The following is a 16,544-nucleotide window of genomic DNA, read 5'->3' on the forward strand; positions in this document are numbered from 1 at the left end:
GCCTCCTTTACTTCACGAAACGGTCAGTGACGTACTGACGATAATCAGTTCCCGCCGCGGGCACTTTGCCCTGCTCTTTCAGGAAGCGCGCGGTATCGACGATGGCCTGATTGACCGGGCCATTCAGCGCCTGCGCCTGCTCAGCGGCGGTCAGGTAGGTGTTCCCCTTCACCAGCCCGGGGACATCGGCTTCTGGTACCCCGCTCAGGCGCGCCAGCTTGCTGATGTTGTCCGGCTGTTTCAGCCATGCCTCCGGGTTGGCGATGTAGGGCTGCTGGGCGTCGATGGCGCTTTTAGCAAACGCTTTGACGATCTCCGGATGCTGCTCGGCGAAGTCCTTACGGACCACCCAGACGTCAAGCGTCGGCGCGCCCCACTCACCAACCTGGGAAGAATCGGTCAGCACCTTGCCCTCTTTTTCCAGTTCGTTAACCGCTGGCGCCCAAACGTAAGCGCCATCGATATCCCCGCGCTGCCAGGCGGCGATGATCGCTGGCGGCTGCAGGTTAATAATCTGTACCTGGCCCGGCTTGATGCCCCAGTGTTTGAGTGCCGACAGCAGGCTGTAGTGGGTGGTGGAGATAAACGGCACGGCGATGCGCTTGCCGATCAGATCTTCCGGTTTGCTGATGCTTTTCTTCACCACCAGCGCTTCGGAGTTGCCGAGCTTTGAGGCAAGCAGGAACACTTCGATCGGCACCTGCTGACTGGCGGCCACCGCCAGCGGGCTGGAGCCGATATTGCCGATCTGCACATCGCCGGAGGCCAGGGCGCGCACCACGCTGGCACCGCTGTCGAATTTCCGCCAGTCGACGGTCGCCCCGCTGGTTTTGGCGAAGGTGTTGTCCGCCTGGGCGACTTTCGCCGGCTCAGCGGAGGTTTGATACGCCACGGTCACGTTGACCGCCTGCGCCTGGAAGGCGGCAACAGCCAGCGCCGCCAGAAGAGTAATTCGCGATGTGAATGCCATAATGTCTGCTTCCCCTGAGTTGTTATAGGTGCAGTATTTCCGGCAACAGGATGGAGATGAAGTAATTAAAAATTCTGGCTAATAGCGAATCGTTTTTAGAACAAAAGCGGGAAAGGATAGTTGGTTTTGAGCGGTGGGTTAGTGGCAGATGGTTGGCGCCGGGTGGTGGAGACGGATCGCGCAAAGTGTAGGCCGGGTAAGCGCAGCGCCACCCGGCAAAAAACTCAGCGCTTCGCGTTAAGCGCGGCGATGTCCTTCGGCGTGGTGCGGCAGCAGCCGCCAATCAGCTTCGCCCCGGCCGCCAGCCACTGCGGCAGATAATCCGCCAGGGTGGCGCTGGCTTCGCCATGATGGTGCCAGGTCTTGCTCACCGCATCATAATGTTCGCCGGAGTTAGGATAAACCACCAGCGGCAGGGCCGTAAGGCTGTGCAGATGCGCCAGCGCCGCGGGGGTATTTTCCAGGGCGATACAGTTGATCCCCACCGCCACCACCTGCGGGTTATCCGCCAGGGCGGCCATCACCTCGCGCAGCGGCGTGCCGTCGCTGAGATGTTCGGCATCGCGCAGCGTAAAGGCGTACCAGGCGCGGGCGCGGGGATACTCCTGCAGCAGGGCCGCCAGGGCCTGGATCTCGGCGAAGGACGGCAGGGTTTCACAGGCCAGCAGATCGGCGCCGGCATCCAGCAGCGCTTCGACGCGCGGGCGGTGGAAGGCCTGGAACTCTGCCGCGCTGCGCTGATAATCACCGCGATACTCCGAGCCATCGGCAAGAAACGCGCCATACGGTCCCACCGAACCGGCGACCAACAGCGTGCCGGCCTGCGGGTTCTCGGCGAGGTACGCCTCGCGCGCTTTGCGCGCCAGCTCGACGCTTTTGCCGATCAGCGCCCGGGACTGGGCCTCATCCAGCCCGCGCGCGGCAAAGCCCGCCGGAGTGGCCTGATAGCTGGCGGTGATCGCCACCTGCGCCCCGGCGCGAAAGTAGTCGAGATGCACATCGCGGATCAGCTGCGGGTTCTCCAGCAGCACTTTCGCCGACCACAGGCTGTCGGCCAGATCGCAGCCGCGGGCCTCAAGTTCGGTGGCCATGGCGCCGTCCAGCAGCACGAAAGGCTGGGCGGCAAGCAGGGCGGTAAACGGATTAGTCTGCGACATGTTGGGGCTCCTGAGTCATATTCCGTGAACGAGTAAGATACCAGGCACCATAGCACAGGGCCACAAAGGGGATCCCGCACCACAGCGCAATTCTCTGGCTCGGGTCAAAAGCGAGGCCCACGCAGGCCACCAGGCACAGCACAAACCCCAGCACGGGCACCACCGGATACCAGGGAGCGCGATACTGCAGATCGCTCAGCGCCTTACCCTGCTGCAGATGGCGGCGGCGGAACATAAAGTGCGAGGCGCAGATGCTCAACCACACCGCCACCACCGCAAAACCGGAGATCGCCGACAGCGCGACAAACACCGTATCGGGCGCCACCACGCTGGAGAACAGCGCCAGCACGCCGCCCAGCATACTCACCGACAGGGCGGTCACCGGCACGCCCCGTTTATTGACTTTGGCAAAGCAGGCCGGCAGCGTCTTCTCGTTCGACAGCGACCAAAGCATCCGCCCGGAAGCATACAGGCCGGAGTTAGCCGCCGACAGGATCGCCGTCAGGATCACGAAGTTGAACATGTCCGCCGCATAAGGGATGCCCACCTTTTCAAACACCAGCACAAAGGGGCTTTTCTCCACCCCCGCCTGCTGCATCGGGATCAGCGCCGCCAGCACAAACACGGTGCCGATAAAGAAAATAATCAACCGGGCGATGGTGGTGCGGATGGCGACCGGAATAACCTTATGCGGGTTTTCCGTCTCTCCGGCGGCAATGCCGATAAGCTCCGTCCCGGAGAAGGCGAAGTTCACCGCCACCATGGTCATCAGGATCGGCAGGCCGCCGTGCGGGAACCAGCCTTCGGCGGTGATATTGTGCAGGCCCGGCGCCGGGGAGCCATCCTGCATCGGAATGATGCCGAAAATGGCCGCGCCGCCGAGAATAATAAACGCGATGATGGTGATCACTTTCACCAGCGAGAACCAGAACTCGCCTTCGGCGAAGAAGCGCGTCGAAATGATATTAAGGCCGAAGATCACTGCGCAGAACACCACGCACCAGATCCAGACCGGCACCTGCGGGAACCAGTACTGCATGCAGAATCCCGCGGCGGTAAAGCTCGACCCGAGCGCCACCGTCCACGTCAGCCAGTAGAGCCACGCCACGGTATAGCCCGTCGCCGGGCCAAGGTAGCGCGCCGCGTAAACGTGGAAAGCGCCGGTCTCCGGCATCGCCACTGACAGTTCGCCGAGGCACTGCATCACCAGCCAGACCACCAGGGCGCCAATCAGATACGCCAGCAGCGTCCCGGCCGCGCCGGTGGTGGAGATGATATAGCCGGTATTAAAGAACAGGCCGGTGCCAATCACGCCGCCAAGCGACAGCATAATCAGATGGCGCGTTTTCATGGTGCGCTTCAGCTGCCCACCTTGTTGTTGTGTTGTGCTTTGCATTTTATTTTCTCACGCCAGCCCGCTTGCCCGGGTCATGATGCGTATAAACGTATAGACATCTAAACATCCAAAAGAAGAAGTGTTATACCGTGCCGCCGCTGAAAAAGCAAAGCCGCTGCACCAGGGCACGCGCCGACAGCGTGCAGCCTGCCCCATTTTTGCGCAGCGCCAGCGGGCGCACCACGCGCTGATGCCTTATCGCAGCAGACCACGTTCTGGCACTCTCTTTGCAGCCTGTCGTTCAGAACCTTTCTATCTGGCGAGGCAACACGTATGACAGAGCACACCACCACCTTAAAAAGAACGCTCGGCAGTTTTCGTTTATGGGGGATCGCCGTCGGACTGGTGATATCCGGGGAGTACTTCGGCTGGAGCTACGGCTGGTCGCAGGCGGGCACGATGGGGTTTATGGTCGTCGCCCTGGCGGTCGCCGCGATGTACTGCGCCTTTATTTTCAGCTTTACCGAGCTGACCACCGCCATCCCGCACGCTGGCGGCCCTTTCGCCTATGCCTACCGCGCCTTCGGGCCCACCGGCGGCTTTATCGCCGGTTTTGCCACCCTGATTGAATTCGTCTTCGCCCCGCCGGCCATCGCCATGGCCATCGGCGCCTACCTCAACGTGCAGTTTCCGGCGCTGGATCCGAAATGGGTCGCCTGCGGCGCTTACGTGATCTTTATGACGCTCAATATTCTCGGCGTCGGCATTGCCGCCACTTTCGAGCTGATCGTCACCCTGCTGGCCATCTTCGAGCTGCTGGTGTTCATGGGCGTGGTCGCCCCCGGCTTCTCCTGGAGCCACTTCACCACTAACGGCTGGGCGGGCGCGGAAAGCTTCAGCGGCCTGGCGCTGCCGGGGATGTTCGCCGCCATTCCGTTCGCCATCTGGTTCTTCCTCGCCATTGAGGGGGCCTCCATGGCGGCCGAAGAGGCCAAAGATCCGCAGCGCACCATTCCGCGCGCCCTGGGCGGCGGCATTCTGACGCTGACGGTGCTGGCGATCGGCGTGATGGTCTTCGCCGGCGGCGTCGGCGACTGGCGCGCGCTGTCCAATATTAACGATCCGCTGCCCCAGGCGATGAAGACGGTGGTGGGCAATGGCAGCGGCTGGCTGCATATGCTGGTGTGGCTGGGGCTGTTTGGCCTCGTCGCCTCCTTCCACGGCATCATTATGGGCTATTCGCGGCAGATCTACTCCCTGGCCCGCGCCGGCTATCTGCCCGCCGGGCTAGCGACCCTCAACCGCCGCACCCGCACCCCGCACCTGGCGATCCTCGCCGGCGGCGTGGTCGGTATCGCCGCGATCTTCTCCGACTCGCTGATCACCATCAGCGGCATGCCGCTGACCGCCTGTATCGTCACTATGTCGGTATTTGGGGCTATTGTTATGTATATCACTTCCATGGCGGCGCTGTTCAAACTGCGCCGTAGCGAGCCGAAGCTGATCCGCCCATTCCGCGCCCCGCTCTACCCGCTGGCGCCGGCCTTTGCCCTCGGCATGGCGGTGCTCTGCCTGGTGGCGATGGTCTGGTATAACCTGCTGCTGGCGCTGATTTTCGCGGCGATGATGCTCGGCGGCTACCTGTGGTTCCGCAAAACCGCAGCGGCCCGTGAACGGGCGCCAGTGGATCCTCAACTGCGCACGGTCTCCTGAGGAGGCGGCATGTATAAAACCACGCTATCGGGCCAGGTATGGCGCTTTGATAGTCTGAAAACGCTGATGGCGAAAGCGTCGCCGGCCCGCTCCGGCGACGCCCTCGCAGGGGTTATCGCCACCTCAGCCGAAGAGCGGATGGCGGCGAAAATGGCCCTCGCCGAGGTGCCGCTGACCGACATTCTCGACAACCCGCTTATCCCTTACGAGCAGGACGAAGTGACGCGCCTGATCCTCGACACCCATGATGCGCAGGGCTTTGCCGCCCTGCGTCACCTGACGGTCGGCGATTTTCGCGACTGGCTGCTGGATGATGCTACCGATACCGCCACGCTGCAGCGGGTCGCCCGCGCCATCACCCCGGAGATGGCGGCGGCGGTCAGTAAGCTGATGCGCAATCAGGATCTGATCCTTGCCGCCAGCAAATGCCAGGTGGTGACGCGCTTTCGCAACACCATCGGCCTGCCCGGCCACCTCAGCGTGCGCCTGCAGCCCAACCATCCTACCGATGACCTGAAAGGCATCGCCGCCAGTATGCTCGACGGGCTGCTGTACGGCGCCGGGGACGCGGTGATCGGCATCAACCCGGCCAGCGACAGCTTACCGGTGCTGGCGCAGCTGAACGTGATGCTGGACGATATTATTCAGCGCTTCGCCATCCCTACCCAGTCCTGCATTCTGACCCATGTGACCAATACGCTGCAGCTGATTGAGCGCGGCGCGCCGGTGGATCTGGTGTTCCAGTCGGTGGCCGGTACCGAAGCGGCCAACAGCGGCTTCGGCATCAACCTTGCCATGCTGCAGGAGGCCCGCGAGGCGGCCCTCAGCCTCAGGCGCGGTACCCTCGGCAACAATGTGATGTATTTTGAGACCGGCCAGGGAAGCTGCCTGTCGGCCAACGCCCACCACGGCGTCGATCAGCAAACCTGTGAGGCGCGGGCCTACGCGGTCGCCCGCCACTTTGAACCGCTACTGGTCAATACGGTGGTCGGCTTTATCGGTCCGGAGTATCTCTACGACGGCAAGCAGATTATTCGCGCCGGGCTGGAGGATCATTTCTGCGGCAAGCTGATGGGCCTGCCGATCGGCTGCGACGTCTGCTATACCAACCACGCGGAAGCGGATCAGGATGATATGGACACCCTGTTGACCCTGCTGTGCACCGCCGGGCTCACCTTCCTGATCGGCGTGCCAGGGGCGGACGATATCATGCTCAATTACCAGAGCACCTCGTTCCATGACGCGCTGTACGCTCGTCGTCTGCTGGGCTTAAAGCATGCCCCGGAGTTCGCCGACTGGCTGGCGAAGATGCAGATTATCGATCCGCACGGCGCGCTGCAGCTCACCGACGCCCGTCATCCACTGTTGTCCGTCCTGCCGCAAGGAGCCTCCGTATGAACCGTCCAGATGCCTGGAACCCGCTGCGTGAATTTACCGATGCGCGGATCGCCCTGGGGCGCAGCGGCGCCAGCCTGCCGACCCGCGAAGTCCTCAACTTTGGTCTGGCCCACGCCAGAGCGCGGGATGCCATTCATCAGCCATTCGCCAGCCAACAGCTGGTAGCGCCGCTGGCGGCGCTCGGCCTCGATGCCCTGACGGTGCGCAGCGCCGCGCCGGACCGTCACACTTATCTGCGGCGCCCGGATCTCGGGCGGCAGCTCGCCGACGAAAGCCGTGCCGACCTTGCCGCCAGCGGCGTCCGCCCCGCCGACCTGCTGCTGGTGATCGGCGATGGCCTCTCTTCCTGGGCGGTAGAGCGCCAGGCGGTGCCGTTGATCCGCGCCCTGCTGCCCTATCTGCAGACGCTGGGGATCGGCCTGGCGCCGGTGGTGCTGGCGCATCAGTCGCGGGTGGCCCTCGGGGATGAAATTGGCGAAACCCTGAAAGCCCGCGCGGTGGCGATCCTGATTGGCGAACGGCCGGGTCTCTCCTCGCCGGACAGCCTCGGCGTCTACCTCACCTGGCAGCCCCATCGTCAGCGTCTGGAATCTGAGCGCAACTGTATCTCTAATATTCGTCCGGAGGGATTAAGCCATGACGCAGCCGCCTTTAAACTGGCCTGGCTGCTGGAGCAGGCTTTTTTGCGCCGGCTTACCGGCGTGCAGTTAAAAGATGAAAGTGATAATCCGGCGCTGCATGGAAAAATAAAACCGTTGCCCCCTATAAAATAATAAGTCACGCCAGCCGCAGAAGAGATTTTTAATAGTACCGGGCGCACCTGAATATTATATTCGGGTGCGCGCTGAAATTGCCCGGCGGCGCTGGCCTGCGGACACCGTCCAACTGGTTTATATGGCGTGTTTTCCAGTCCGGGTAAGGCATCTATCGCCATCCGGCAAAATGCGTTCACCGCACCAAGAACCGAGTTGTCACCAGCCTTATGCCCTTCCCTTCAGGTAATAAGAATATTGCATGAGTAAAAACGAAACGGACGTTGTAAGGTAAATCCGCGCATTAAAAATATCCGTCATACTTCAAGTTGCATGTGCGTTGGCTGCGTTCTCTCTCCTCAGTCACTTACTTCTGTAAGCGCCTGGGGACTCGCTCACTTGCCGCCTCATGCGACTCGAATTATTTAGGGTATATATCTCGTTATCTATTCAACATAACAGCCAATAATTCGTCAGATACGCTGGCGAGTTATTCCGCAATGTTATGCAGTCATTGATGGTAATAAATAATCGACCGACGGAGAAATACCAATGAAATCGTTTTCCGGGAAAGCGTCTTTAATGGCCACGCTGATTGCCGCGCTGGTCGGCGCCAGCAGCGCGCAGGCAGCGGAAATTAAAATCGGGGTGGTATTACCCCTGAGCGGCGCCCTCAGCGGCTACGGCCAGCCGTCGCAGAAAGGGCTGGACATTATTCAGGCCATCACCCCAACGTTAAAAAATGGCGATACCATCAAGCTTATCGTTATCGATGATAAAAGCGACAAAGTCGAAGCGGCCAACGCCATGCAGCGGCTGGTCTCCAGCGATAAAGTGGATGCCGTGATCGGGGAAGTCACCTCCTCCAACACCCTGGCGATGACCAAGATCGCCGACGACAGCAAAACGCCGCTGGTCTCCTCCACCGCCACCAACGACCGCGTCACTCGCAACCATCCGTACGTCAGCCGGGTCTGCTTCTCGGACAGCTTCCAGGGGGTGGTCGGGGCCAATCTGGCCTCCCGCGATCTGAAAGCCAAAACCGCCGCCATCGTGTTTGACAGCAGCAACGACTACTCCGTCGGCCTGGCGAAAGCGTTCCGCACCCAGTTCCTGAAAAACGGCGGCACCATTCCCATCGAGGTCCAGGCCCCGGGCGGCAGCAAGGACTTTAAAGCCCAGCTGGCAAGCGTCAAGGCGAAGAATGTCGACATGATTTATATGCCGATCTACTACACCGAAGGGGCGCTGATTGCCGTGCAGTCTAAACAGCTGGGGCTCAACAAACCGGTGGTGGGCGGCGACGGTCTGGCCGCGGATCAAGTCTTCTTCGATGTCGGTAAAGACGCGGTCAACGGCTATATGACCACCGATTATTACTCGCCGAACGCCAAAGAGCAGACCCCGGCCGGGGAAACCTTCATCAAAGCCTGGGAAGCCAAATACCAGCAGCCGACCCATACCTGGGGCGCAATGGCGGCGGACGCCTATAACGTCATCGTCAACGCCATGAACCAGTGCAGCGATCCCCACGATCGGGTCTGCGTAAATGAAAAAATCCGCGCCACCAAAGATTTCCAGGGCGTGACCGGCACGCTGACGTTACAGAACGGCGATGCCATTCGCAGCGCGGTCATCAACGAAGTGAAAGATGGCAAGCTGGCGTTTCGTACCGTGGTTAACCCTTAAGTTGTGACGAGGCTACAAAATGGACGGCGCCATTTTTCTCCAGCAAGTGGTCAATGGAATGAGTCTTGGGGGCATGTACGCCCTGATTGCCATCGGTTATACGATGGTTTATGGCGTGCTACGGCTGATCAACTTCGCCCATGCGGACGTGATGATGGTCGGCGCGTTTAGTACGCTGTTTTTATTTTCTTCGGTTGGGCTACCCTTCGGGGTAGCCGTTTTCCTGACCCTCGGGCTGTGCGGTCTATTCGGCATGCTGATTGACCGGGTCGCCTATCGTCCGCTGCGTCAGGCCTCGAAAATCTCCATGCTGATCACCGCCATCGGTGTCAGCTTCTTCCTCGAAAACCTGTTTAACGTGCTGTTCGGCGGCAGCTCGCGTTTCTTCTCCGCCCCTGACTTTTTCAACCAGACCCGCGCCTTCGGCAGCGTCATCATTACCAACGTGGCGTGGATTGTACCGCTGATCACCGTCCTGCTGCTGCTAGCGATCCTCTGGCTGCTGTACCGCACCCGCTATGGAATGGCGATCCGCGCAGTGGCCTTTGACGTCAACACCGTGCGCCTGATGGGCATTGACGCCAACCGGATCATCTCCCTGGTCTTCGCCCTCGGCAGTAGTCTCGCGGCGCTCGGCGGCGTGTTCTACTCCATCAGCTACCCCACTATCGATCCCCTGATGGGCGTGCTTATCGGCCTGAAGGCCTTCGCCGCCGCCGTGCTGGGCGGGATCGGCAGCGTCACCGGCGCGGTGCTGGGCGGCTTTATCCTCGGTTTTACCGAGGTGGTCGCGGTGGCGATCTTCCCCGAACTGGGCGGCTATAAAGACGCTTTCGCCTTCCTGTTCTTGATTCTGGTCCTCTTGTTCCGCCCGGTCGGCATTATGGGCGACGAACGTCTGGAAAGGAGCCGTTTCTGATGCTCAACGCGACGACGACCGCCGGGGCGCAGCTGCGCAACCTGGCCATTATTGTCATCTGTATCGCGCTGCTGGCCGGAATCAACGTGGTTTTCAATGACTACATTGTTCGTGTCATCAGCACCATTTTTATCTTTATGATCCTCGCGGTCAGCTACAACCTGATCAACGGCGTGACCGGCCAGCTGTCGCTGGAGCCGAACGGCTTCGTGGCGGTGGGCGCCTACGTGACCGCCCTGCTGATCCTCTCCAGCGACAGCAAGATAGACATGTTTGAAATGGCCGCCCCCAGCCCGTGGATCCTCAGCCTGCACGCGGGTTTCCTCCCCGCCCTGCTGATAAGCGGCCTGTGCGCGGCGGCGCTGGCGGTGTGCCTCGCCGTACCGGTCTTCCGGGTGCGCGGTGACTACCTGGCCATCGTCACCCTCGGCTTTGGGTTTATCATCAAGATCCTCGCCATTAACAACCCGCAAATCACCAACGGCGCCATCGGGCTGAACGATATTCCGCAGCAGCCGCATCTCCTGTTCTGGTGCGGGCTGTTCGCCCTGCTGGCCACCGGCATGATCCTCCAGCTGGTGTGGTCGAAGTATGGCCGGATGATGAAAGCCATTCGCGACGATGAAGATGCGGCGATCGCCATGGGGGTCAACACCTTCCGCATCAAAACCTGCGCCTTCGCCACCAGCGCCTTCTTCGAAGGGATCGGTGGCGGTCTGCTGGCTTCGCTGCTGACCACCATTTCCCCGGGGCTGTTCGACTTTATGCTCACCTTCCAGCTGCTGATTATTATCGTTCTCGGCGGACTCGGCAGCACCACCGGCGCCCTGCTCGGCACCGTACTGGTGGTCGGCAGCGGCGAGTGGCTGCGCTTCCTCGACCAGCCGCTGCAGTTTTTTGGCCACGATCTCGGCGCGTATCCGGGCCTGCGAATGGTGGTGTTCTCGCTGCTGCTGCTGATCATCATGCTTTTCGCCCGCGAAGGGCTACTGGGAAAAAAAGAGATTTGGCAGATCGGAAGAAGGAGCCGCGGCTATGGCGGAAAATAAAGTCATCCTGCAGGTGCAGGACGTTACCATGCAGTTTGGCGGCCTGCGGGCCATCGACAACGTCAGCTTCCATGTTGACGAGGCGGAGATCTTTGGCCTTATCGGCCCGAACGGCGCGGGCAAAACCACTTTGTTTAACGTCATCACCGCCAACTATAAACCCACCTGCGGCAACGTCACCCTGGCGGGCACGTCGCTGAAGGGGCTGAAGCCCAACCAGGTGGTGAACGCCGGGATCGCCCGTACCTTCCAGAATATCCGTCTGTTTAACTCCATGACGGTGCTGGAGAACGTGATGGTCGGACTCGACCGCGCCAGCCGCTACTCGCTGCTGGAGGCGGCCCTGCATATTGGCCGCTACTTTCCGGCCGAGCGGGCGGCGAAGGCCAAAGCGATGGCCATTCTGGAGGACATCGGCATCGCCCACTTCGCCCATATGCAGGCCACAAACCTGAGCTATGGCAACCAGCGCAAAGTGGAGATCGCCCGCGCGCTGGCCACCGCACCGAAGCTGCTGCTGCTCGATGAGCCAGCCGCCGGGATGAACCCGAAAGAGACCGAGGATCTGGCTGAGCTGATCTTCCGCATGCGCCATGACTATCAGCTCAGCGTCCTGCTGATTGAGCACGATATGCCTTTCGTCAACCGCCTGTGCGAGCGGGTGATGGTGCTGGAGTACGGTAAGCCGCTGTTCAGCGGCCTGATGGCCGAGGCGATCCAGCATCCGGACGTCATTTCCGCTTATCTGGGAGACGCCAGTTATGCTTAACGCCCGGGAACTGAAGGTCTTTTACGGCGTGATCCAGGGGCTGAAAGGCGTCGATATCGACGTCTATGACCGGGAAATCGTCACCCTGATCGGCAGCAATGGCGCCGGTAAAACCTCCACCCTGAACGGGATCGTCAACCTGGTACGCTCCAGCGGGCGCGTCAGCTTCCTCAACGACGATATCTCACGCAGCCAGACCCACCAGATTGTGCGCCGCGGACTGGCGCTGGTACCGGAGGGACGTCGGGTCTTTACCAACCTGACCATCGAAGAGAACCTGCGCATGGGCGCTTACAATAATCTCGCCGGCTACAGCCGCCTGCGCGATCGTATGTACGCCCTCTTTCCACGGCTCAAGGAGCGGCGCCATCAGATGGCGGGCACCATGAGCGGCGGCGAGCAGCAGATGCTGGCCATCGCCCGGGCGCTGATGAGCGAGCCGGTGTTATTGATGCTGGATGAACCGAGCCTCGGGCTGGCGCCGAAAATTGTCGGCGAGCTGTTCGGCATCATTAAGCAACTGCGCGAAGAGAATATGACGGTGCTGCTGGTGGAGCAGAATGCAACGGCCGCGCTGGCGATCGCCGATCGGGCGTATGTCCTGGAGAATGGGCGCATCACCTTGTCAGGCGCGGCGCGGGAGATGCTGACTAATCCGGAAATTAAGCGGATGTATCTGGGGGGATAAGCGTGGTCAAAACTGCCTGGGCTGCGGCGGCGCATCCTGTGATGCCGCAACCTCAGGCAGTCTCGTGCTACACAAAGCACACCTCGTTCCAGTAGGCTTCACGCGTCCTGCGTCGCTCAGTATGTCTTATCATGACGGAACCACCGGGTTTCCACGTTGCCAATGTCCACGCCATAGAGGCTGGCCACCGGCAGGATCGCCTCCATGACGCGCTGGGTATCCTGCTGTCCGGCTTCACCGTTGGACAAAAAAGCCAGCCAGCCCGTTAACCGTTGCCACAATGCCACTTTCGTTTTCTCCTCTGTCGGGAAGCGAATCGCCTGGGTCTATTTCAACCACAGTTGGCCGGGGGCGGGAAATATTAATTCCGAATTTGCAATCCTGGCTGGCGCATATTACCCCCGTTCCTTTCCCCTCACCCTAACCCTCTCCCTGAGGGAGAGGGGACCGCCCGGCAATCGTTGCCGCCCCGGTATACACCGCGGGGCCACAGGGAAAGGCACATACCATTTTTAACGGATATGTTCTGATTGCTATGAAATGGCTCCTGAAACCTACGGGCGTGCAGCGGGCCCGATTCCCGCTGAAATCGGCGAACCGGAGGTCAGCAGACAAGGGCTGGCCGCCACGGAGGGCGGCCAGAGGCGATTCGAGACACGACGTCGAGTTGAGCCGACCGCAGGCTGATGACCGGGAGGTGAGCGTAGTGCGCAGCACCGATTTCTCTGCGGGACCGGGGGGATTGTAAAGGGGGAGACGGTTTTCTCCCCCTTTACCCGTTCACCGGCAAAGAACCACCAATTTCTCGCAAACGCAAAGTGAACGGAAAATTACCCCTACCCCTCCCACTCTCTCCGGAGGGAGAGGGAACCGCCCGGCGTTCGTTGCCGCGCCGGTAAAACGCCAGCGGCGCATAAAGAATACCCACATGTTTGTTAAGTTCTTTTTGGTTATAGATAAGAATTTTTTCTTCTTTGCCGCCGACGGGCAATTTGTGGGAGCGTGATGTCCACAAAACAAAACAGGGATTCAGGGGAAAAACTATGCGCAATAAAACCACAAAAATCGCACTGGCGCTGGGTATGCTGCTGCTCGCCTCGCAGGCACAAGCGGACCAGCTGGCTGACATCAAAGCCGCCGGTGTCGTAAAAGTCGCCACCTTCGACGCCAACCCGCCGTTCGGCTCCGTAGACGCCAAAACCCACCATATCGTCGGCTACGACGTCGATTTTGCCCAGGCGCTGGCGAAAGCGCTCGGCGTCAAACTCGAGCTGGTGGCGACGAACCCGGCCAACCGTATTCCGCTGCTGCAGTCCGGCAAAGCCGACCTGATCGTCGCCGACATTACTATCACCCCGGAGCGCGCCCAGGTTATTGATTTCTCAACACCGTATTTTGTCACCGGCCAGCAGTTCCTTGTGCCGGCCGGCTCTCCGGATAAGCTCGATGAGTACAGCAAAGCGCGCATCGGCGCGGTGAAAGGCACCACCGGCGAACAGGCCCTGCACCAGCGTTTCCCGCAGGCTCGCGTTCTCTCCTATGACGATATTCCGCTGGCCCTGACCGCCCTGCGCAACGGCAACGTCCAGGCCATCACCCAGGACAGCACCATCCTCGCCGGTCTGCTGGCGGAAGCACCGGATAAAGCCAAGTTTAAAATTCTGCCCGACCTGCTCAGCAAAGAAGAGATTGGCGTGGGCGTGAAGAAAGGCGAACCGGCCCTGCTGAAAGCCGTCAACGATGAGCTGGTGAAGCTGGAGAAAACCGGCGAAGCCGCGAAAATTTACGATGTCTGGTTTGGCCCTGCCACTAAAACGCCGCAGCCGCGCGCCTTTACCATAGAAGCGAAATAATATGTTCTCGGGTTTACTCTCCCACTCCGCGGCTCCGGCCGCGGATTTTTCACGTCTGCAGCGCGCCAGCATTACGTTTCGTGATGTGGCCAAGCGCTACGGCGATCATCAGGTGCTAAACGCGATCAACCTGCAGGTCGAACCCGGCGAAGTGGTGGCGATCCTTGGCCCTTCCGGTTCGGGAAAATCGACGCTGATCCGCCTGATCAACCAGCTCGAATCCTTAAGTGGCGGCGAGATCCTGATCGACGATAAACCTACCAGCCGGCTGAGCGGCAGCGCTTTGCGCCAGCTACGCAGCCGCGTCGGCTTTGTCTTCCAGCAGTTCAACCTTTACGCCCACCTGACGGCACAGGAGAACATCACTCTGGCGCTGGAGCGCGTCCACGGCTGGGGAAAAAGCGCGGCTCAGGAGCGGGCGCTGGCGCTGCTGCGCCAGGTCGGACTGGAAGAAAAAGCGCAGCAGATGCCGGCGCAGCTCTCCGGCGGCCAGCAGCAGCGGGTGGCCATCGCCCGCGCCCTGGCCTCCTCGCCGCAGATTATCCTGTTCGATGAACCCACCTCGGCGCTCGACCCGGAGATGATCGGCGAAGTGCTGCAGGTGATGAAAACCCTCGCCCACAGTGGGATCACCATGCTGGTGGTGACCCACGAGATGCAGTTTGCCCGCGAAATTGCCGACCGGGTGGTGTTTATCGACGGCGGCGACATCCTCGAAGTCGCCCCGCCGGCTGAGTTTTTCGCCCATCCGCAGCATGCCCGCGCACGGCGTTTTCTGCAAAAGGTGCTGGATCCGCTGCACCAGGAGAGCCTCGAGTGACGCCGATGCTTGACTGGCACGGCGTCCTGAGCGGGCAGCCGTTGCAATGGATTATCTCTGGTTTTCTCACCACCGTCTGGGTCAGCGTCGCCGGGATCCTGCTCGCCACCCTGCTGGCGGTCCTGCTGCTGGCCCTGCGCCTCGGCGGCGGCCGTGCGGGGCGCGGATTGGTGGCCGTGTGGGTCTCGCTGTTTCGCAATACTCCGCTGCTGGTCCAGCTGCTGTTCTGGTACTTTGCCGCCTGGAACCTGCTGCCGCTGGCGGTGAAGAACATGGTGAACGACGAGCACGCCTGGTCCATTCTGCCGGGTAACGTCTGGTGGCTAACGCCGGAATTTCTCTGCTCGATGTGGGGGCTGGGGGTCTTTACCTCCGCCTTTCTGGTGGAAGAGATCGCCTCCGGACTGCGCGCCGTCAGCCACGGGCAGCGGGAAGCCGCGCTGTCGCAGGGCTTTACGCCGTGGCAGGAACTGCGCTTTATCCTCCTGCCGCAGGGGCTGGCCAATGCCTGGCAGCCGATTGTCGGCCAGTATCTTAACCTGATGAAACTCTCGTCGCTGGCCAGCGGCATCGGCTTTGCGGAACTGACCTATCAGGTACGACAGATTGAGAGCTATAACGCGCATGCCCTGGAGGCGTTTGCCGTCGGCACCGCGCTGTACCTGGCGCTGGGGGTGGCGATGGGCGTGGCGCTAACGCGTCTCGGCCCGGGAAGAAAACTGCAACGGAGCGCCCAACATGAACGCTAATCTGGCGGTGATCGCCGATAACCTCGATTACCTGCTGTGGGGCCGGCTGGCGGAGGGCCAGCCCGGCGGCGTGGCGCTGACCCTGCTGATGGCCATCGGCGCCACCCTGCTGGCGCTGCCGGGAGGCATTGCGCTGGCGGGGCTGGCCTGGCGCTACGGCGGGCTGGTGCGGCGTCTGCTGTTTCTGTGGGCGGAAATTATCCGCGGCATCCCGCTGATATTTGTCATCTTCTGGCTGTGGTATCTGCTGCCGATGCTGACCGGCGGCGATCTGCCCGGCGCGGTGACCGTGACCCTGGCGCTGGCGTGGTTTACCGCCGCCTCGGTGATGCACTCGGTGCTGGCCGGGCTGCAGTCGCTGCCGAAAGGACAGTATGAGGCGGCGCTGACCCAGGGGTTCGCCCCCGGGCAAACGCTGCGCCTGGTGCTGCTCCCGCAGGCGCTGCGCAACGTTCAGCCCTCGCTGGTGGGGATTTTTATCGGCCTGCTGAAAGATACTTCGCTGGCGTTTATCGTCAACGTCCCGGAGCTGACCACCGTGGCCGGCCAGGTCAACAACCGGGTGCAGATCTATCCCCTGGCGATCTTCGTCTTCACCGGCGCGGTGTACTACCTGCTGTGCTGCGGTCTGAGCCTGCTGGCCAGCCGGCGCTTTACCCGCCGCGCGACCGCCGGATAAGGC

At 61.2% G+C, this 16,544-nt stretch carries 17 protein-coding genes and 1 pseudogene; 12 read left to right on the plus strand and 6 right to left on the minus strand.

All coding sequences use genetic code 11. The features are described 5' to 3' along the window. Window positions 1–7: 7 nt before the first annotated feature. The 4 genes from tauA to LGL98_RS19820 form a co-directional block, all read right to left on the minus strand. Window positions 8–970 carry a taurine ABC transporter substrate-binding protein gene (gene tauA, locus LGL98_RS19805; protein WP_136033580.1) on the minus strand — a complete coding sequence of 321 codons (963 nt, stop codon included), beginning with the start codon at window positions 968–970 and terminating at the stop codon, window positions 8–10. A 224-nt stretch (window positions 971–1,194) separates the two neighbouring features. Beyond that, on the minus strand, window positions 1,195–2,127 hold the full coding sequence (gene mmuM / locus LGL98_RS19810) for a homocysteine S-methyltransferase (RefSeq protein ID WP_136033582.1): 933 nt from the start codon (window positions 2,125–2,127) through the stop codon (window positions 1,195–1,197). Next, the gene (gene mmuP, locus LGL98_RS19815; protein ID WP_136033584.1) at window positions 2,114–3,523 is read right to left on the minus strand and encodes an S-methylmethionine permease; all 1,410 of its coding nucleotides are present in this window, start codon (window positions 3,521–3,523) and stop codon (window positions 2,114–2,116) included. Before mmuP ends, mmuM begins: the two co-directional genes overlap by 14 nt. A gap of 82 nt (window positions 3,524–3,605) precedes the next feature. Continuing rightward, window positions 3,606–3,722, minus strand: a complete 117-nt coding sequence (locus LGL98_RS19820; protein ID WP_226651871.1) for a hypothetical protein — start codon at window positions 3,720–3,722, stop codon at window positions 3,606–3,608. Window positions 3,723–3,796: 74 nt separating this feature from the next. On the opposite strand from LGL98_RS19820, the gene eat reads away from it, so the two are divergent. The 3 genes from eat to eutC are packed head-to-tail and all read left to right on the plus strand — an operon-like array spanning window position 3,797 to window position 7,347. After that, entirely contained in the window at window positions 3,797–5,176 is a 1,380-nt protein-coding gene (gene eat / locus LGL98_RS19825) for an ethanolamine permease (protein WP_042939282.1), read from the plus strand. A 9-nt stretch (window positions 5,177–5,185) separates the two neighbouring features. Next, a complete protein-coding gene (locus LGL98_RS19830) occupies window positions 5,186–6,574 on the plus strand; it encodes an ethanolamine ammonia-lyase subunit EutB (protein ID WP_136033586.1) in 1,389 nt (462 codons plus the stop codon). After that, window positions 6,571–7,347: an ethanolamine ammonia-lyase subunit EutC gene (gene eutC, locus LGL98_RS19835; protein WP_136033588.1), complete on the plus strand. Its 777-nt coding sequence runs from the start codon at window positions 6,571–6,573 to the stop codon at window positions 7,345–7,347. The genes LGL98_RS19830 and eutC overlap by 4 nt, the downstream gene beginning before the upstream one ends. Before the next feature lie 429 nt (window positions 7,348–7,776). Here eutC and LGL98_RS19840 read toward each other — a convergent pair. Further along, window positions 7,777–7,916, minus strand: a pseudogene (locus LGL98_RS19840) (hypothetical protein). Here LGL98_RS19840 and LGL98_RS19845 point away from each other — a divergent pair. The 5 genes from LGL98_RS19845 to LGL98_RS19865 are packed head-to-tail and all read left to right on the plus strand — an operon-like array spanning window position 7,909 to window position 12,440. Further along, window positions 7,909–9,015, plus strand: a complete 1,107-nt coding sequence (locus LGL98_RS19845) for an ABC transporter substrate-binding protein (RefSeq protein WP_168435375.1) — start codon at window positions 7,909–7,911, stop codon at window positions 9,013–9,015. The pseudogene LGL98_RS19840 and the gene LGL98_RS19845 overlap by 8 nt on opposite strands. Before the next feature lie 19 nt (window positions 9,016–9,034). Beyond that, on the plus strand, window positions 9,035–9,934 hold the full coding sequence (locus LGL98_RS19850) for a branched-chain amino acid ABC transporter permease (RefSeq protein WP_002890128.1): 900 nt from the start codon (window positions 9,035–9,037) through the stop codon (window positions 9,932–9,934). After that, entirely contained in the window at window positions 9,934–10,983 is a 1,050-nt protein-coding gene (locus LGL98_RS19855) for a branched-chain amino acid ABC transporter permease (protein ID WP_136033592.1), read from the plus strand. The genes LGL98_RS19850 and LGL98_RS19855 overlap by 1 nt, the downstream gene beginning before the upstream one ends. After that, entirely contained in the window at window positions 10,970–11,752 is a 783-nt protein-coding gene (locus tag LGL98_RS19860) for an ABC transporter ATP-binding protein (protein WP_136033594.1), read from the plus strand. Before LGL98_RS19855 ends, LGL98_RS19860 begins: the two co-directional genes overlap by 14 nt. Further along, the gene (locus tag LGL98_RS19865) at window positions 11,745–12,440 is read left to right on the plus strand and encodes an ABC transporter ATP-binding protein (protein ID WP_136033596.1); all 696 of its coding nucleotides are present in this window, start codon (window positions 11,745–11,747) and stop codon (window positions 12,438–12,440) included. Before LGL98_RS19860 ends, LGL98_RS19865 begins: the two co-directional genes overlap by 8 nt. 116 nt (window positions 12,441–12,556) lie before the next feature. Here the strand turns inward: LGL98_RS19865 and LGL98_RS19870 are convergent, their stop codons facing one another. Further along, window positions 12,557–12,727, minus strand: a complete 171-nt coding sequence (locus tag LGL98_RS19870) for a hypothetical protein (protein WP_002890108.1) — start codon at window positions 12,725–12,727, stop codon at window positions 12,557–12,559. Window positions 12,728–13,483: 756 nt separating this feature from the next. On the opposite strand from LGL98_RS19870, the gene LGL98_RS19875 reads away from it, so the two are divergent. The 4 genes from LGL98_RS19875 to LGL98_RS19890 are packed head-to-tail and all read left to right on the plus strand — an operon-like array spanning window position 13,484 to window position 16,541. Continuing rightward, window positions 13,484–14,293 (plus strand): ABC transporter substrate-binding protein, encoded by an 810-nt coding sequence (locus LGL98_RS19875; RefSeq protein ID WP_002890106.1) that lies wholly within the window; start codon window positions 13,484–13,486, stop codon window positions 14,291–14,293. Window position 14,294: 1 nt separating this feature from the next. Then, entirely contained in the window at window positions 14,295–15,113 is an 819-nt protein-coding gene (locus LGL98_RS19880; protein ID WP_008805322.1) for an amino acid ABC transporter ATP-binding protein, read from the plus strand. After that, entirely contained in the window at window positions 15,110–15,862 is a 753-nt protein-coding gene (locus tag LGL98_RS19885) for an amino acid ABC transporter permease (RefSeq protein ID WP_168435376.1), read from the plus strand. The genes LGL98_RS19880 and LGL98_RS19885 overlap by 4 nt, the downstream gene beginning before the upstream one ends. After that, window positions 15,852–16,541 (plus strand): amino acid ABC transporter permease, encoded by a 690-nt coding sequence (locus LGL98_RS19890; RefSeq protein ID WP_008805320.1) that lies wholly within the window; start codon window positions 15,852–15,854, stop codon window positions 16,539–16,541. Before LGL98_RS19885 ends, LGL98_RS19890 begins: the two co-directional genes overlap by 11 nt. Window positions 16,542–16,544 lie beyond the last annotated feature (3 nt).

Source organism: Klebsiella africana (assembly GCF_020526085.1).
GTDB classification, from domain to species: domain Bacteria; phylum Pseudomonadota; class Gammaproteobacteria; order Enterobacterales; family Enterobacteriaceae; genus Klebsiella; species Klebsiella africana.

Coding starts and splice junctions, on each gene's coding strand:
- tauA (WP_136033580.1), bottom strand. CDS start 970: ATGGCATTCACATCGCGAATTACTCTTCTGGCGGCGCTGGCTGTTGCC.
- mmuM (WP_136033582.1), bottom strand. CDS start 2,127: ATGTCGCAGACTAATCCGTTTACCGCCCTGCTTGCCGCCCAGCCTTTC.
- mmuP (WP_136033584.1), bottom strand. CDS start 3,523: ATGCAAAGCACAACACAACAACAAGGTGGGCAGCTGAAGCGCACCATG.
- eat (WP_042939282.1), top strand. CDS start 3,797: ATGACAGAGCACACCACCACCTTAAAAAGAACGCTCGGCAGTTTTCGT.
- LGL98_RS19830 (WP_136033586.1), top strand. CDS start 5,186: ATGTATAAAACCACGCTATCGGGCCAGGTATGGCGCTTTGATAGTCTG.
- eutC (WP_136033588.1), top strand. CDS start 6,571: ATGAACCGTCCAGATGCCTGGAACCCGCTGCGTGAATTTACCGATGCG.
- LGL98_RS19845 (WP_168435375.1), top strand. CDS start 7,909: ATGGCCACGCTGATTGCCGCGCTGGTCGGCGCCAGCAGCGCGCAGGCA.
- LGL98_RS19850 (WP_002890128.1), top strand. CDS start 9,035: ATGGACGGCGCCATTTTTCTCCAGCAAGTGGTCAATGGAATGAGTCTT.
- LGL98_RS19855 (WP_136033592.1), top strand. CDS start 9,934: ATGCTCAACGCGACGACGACCGCCGGGGCGCAGCTGCGCAACCTGGCC.
- LGL98_RS19860 (WP_136033594.1), top strand. CDS start 10,970: ATGGCGGAAAATAAAGTCATCCTGCAGGTGCAGGACGTTACCATGCAG.
- LGL98_RS19865 (WP_136033596.1), top strand. CDS start 11,745: ATGCTTAACGCCCGGGAACTGAAGGTCTTTTACGGCGTGATCCAGGGG.
- LGL98_RS19875 (WP_002890106.1), top strand. CDS start 13,484: ATGCGCAATAAAACCACAAAAATCGCACTGGCGCTGGGTATGCTGCTG.
- LGL98_RS19880 (WP_008805322.1), top strand. CDS start 14,295: ATGTTCTCGGGTTTACTCTCCCACTCCGCGGCTCCGGCCGCGGATTTT.
- LGL98_RS19890 (WP_008805320.1), top strand. CDS start 15,852: ATGAACGCTAATCTGGCGGTGATCGCCGATAACCTCGATTACCTGCTG.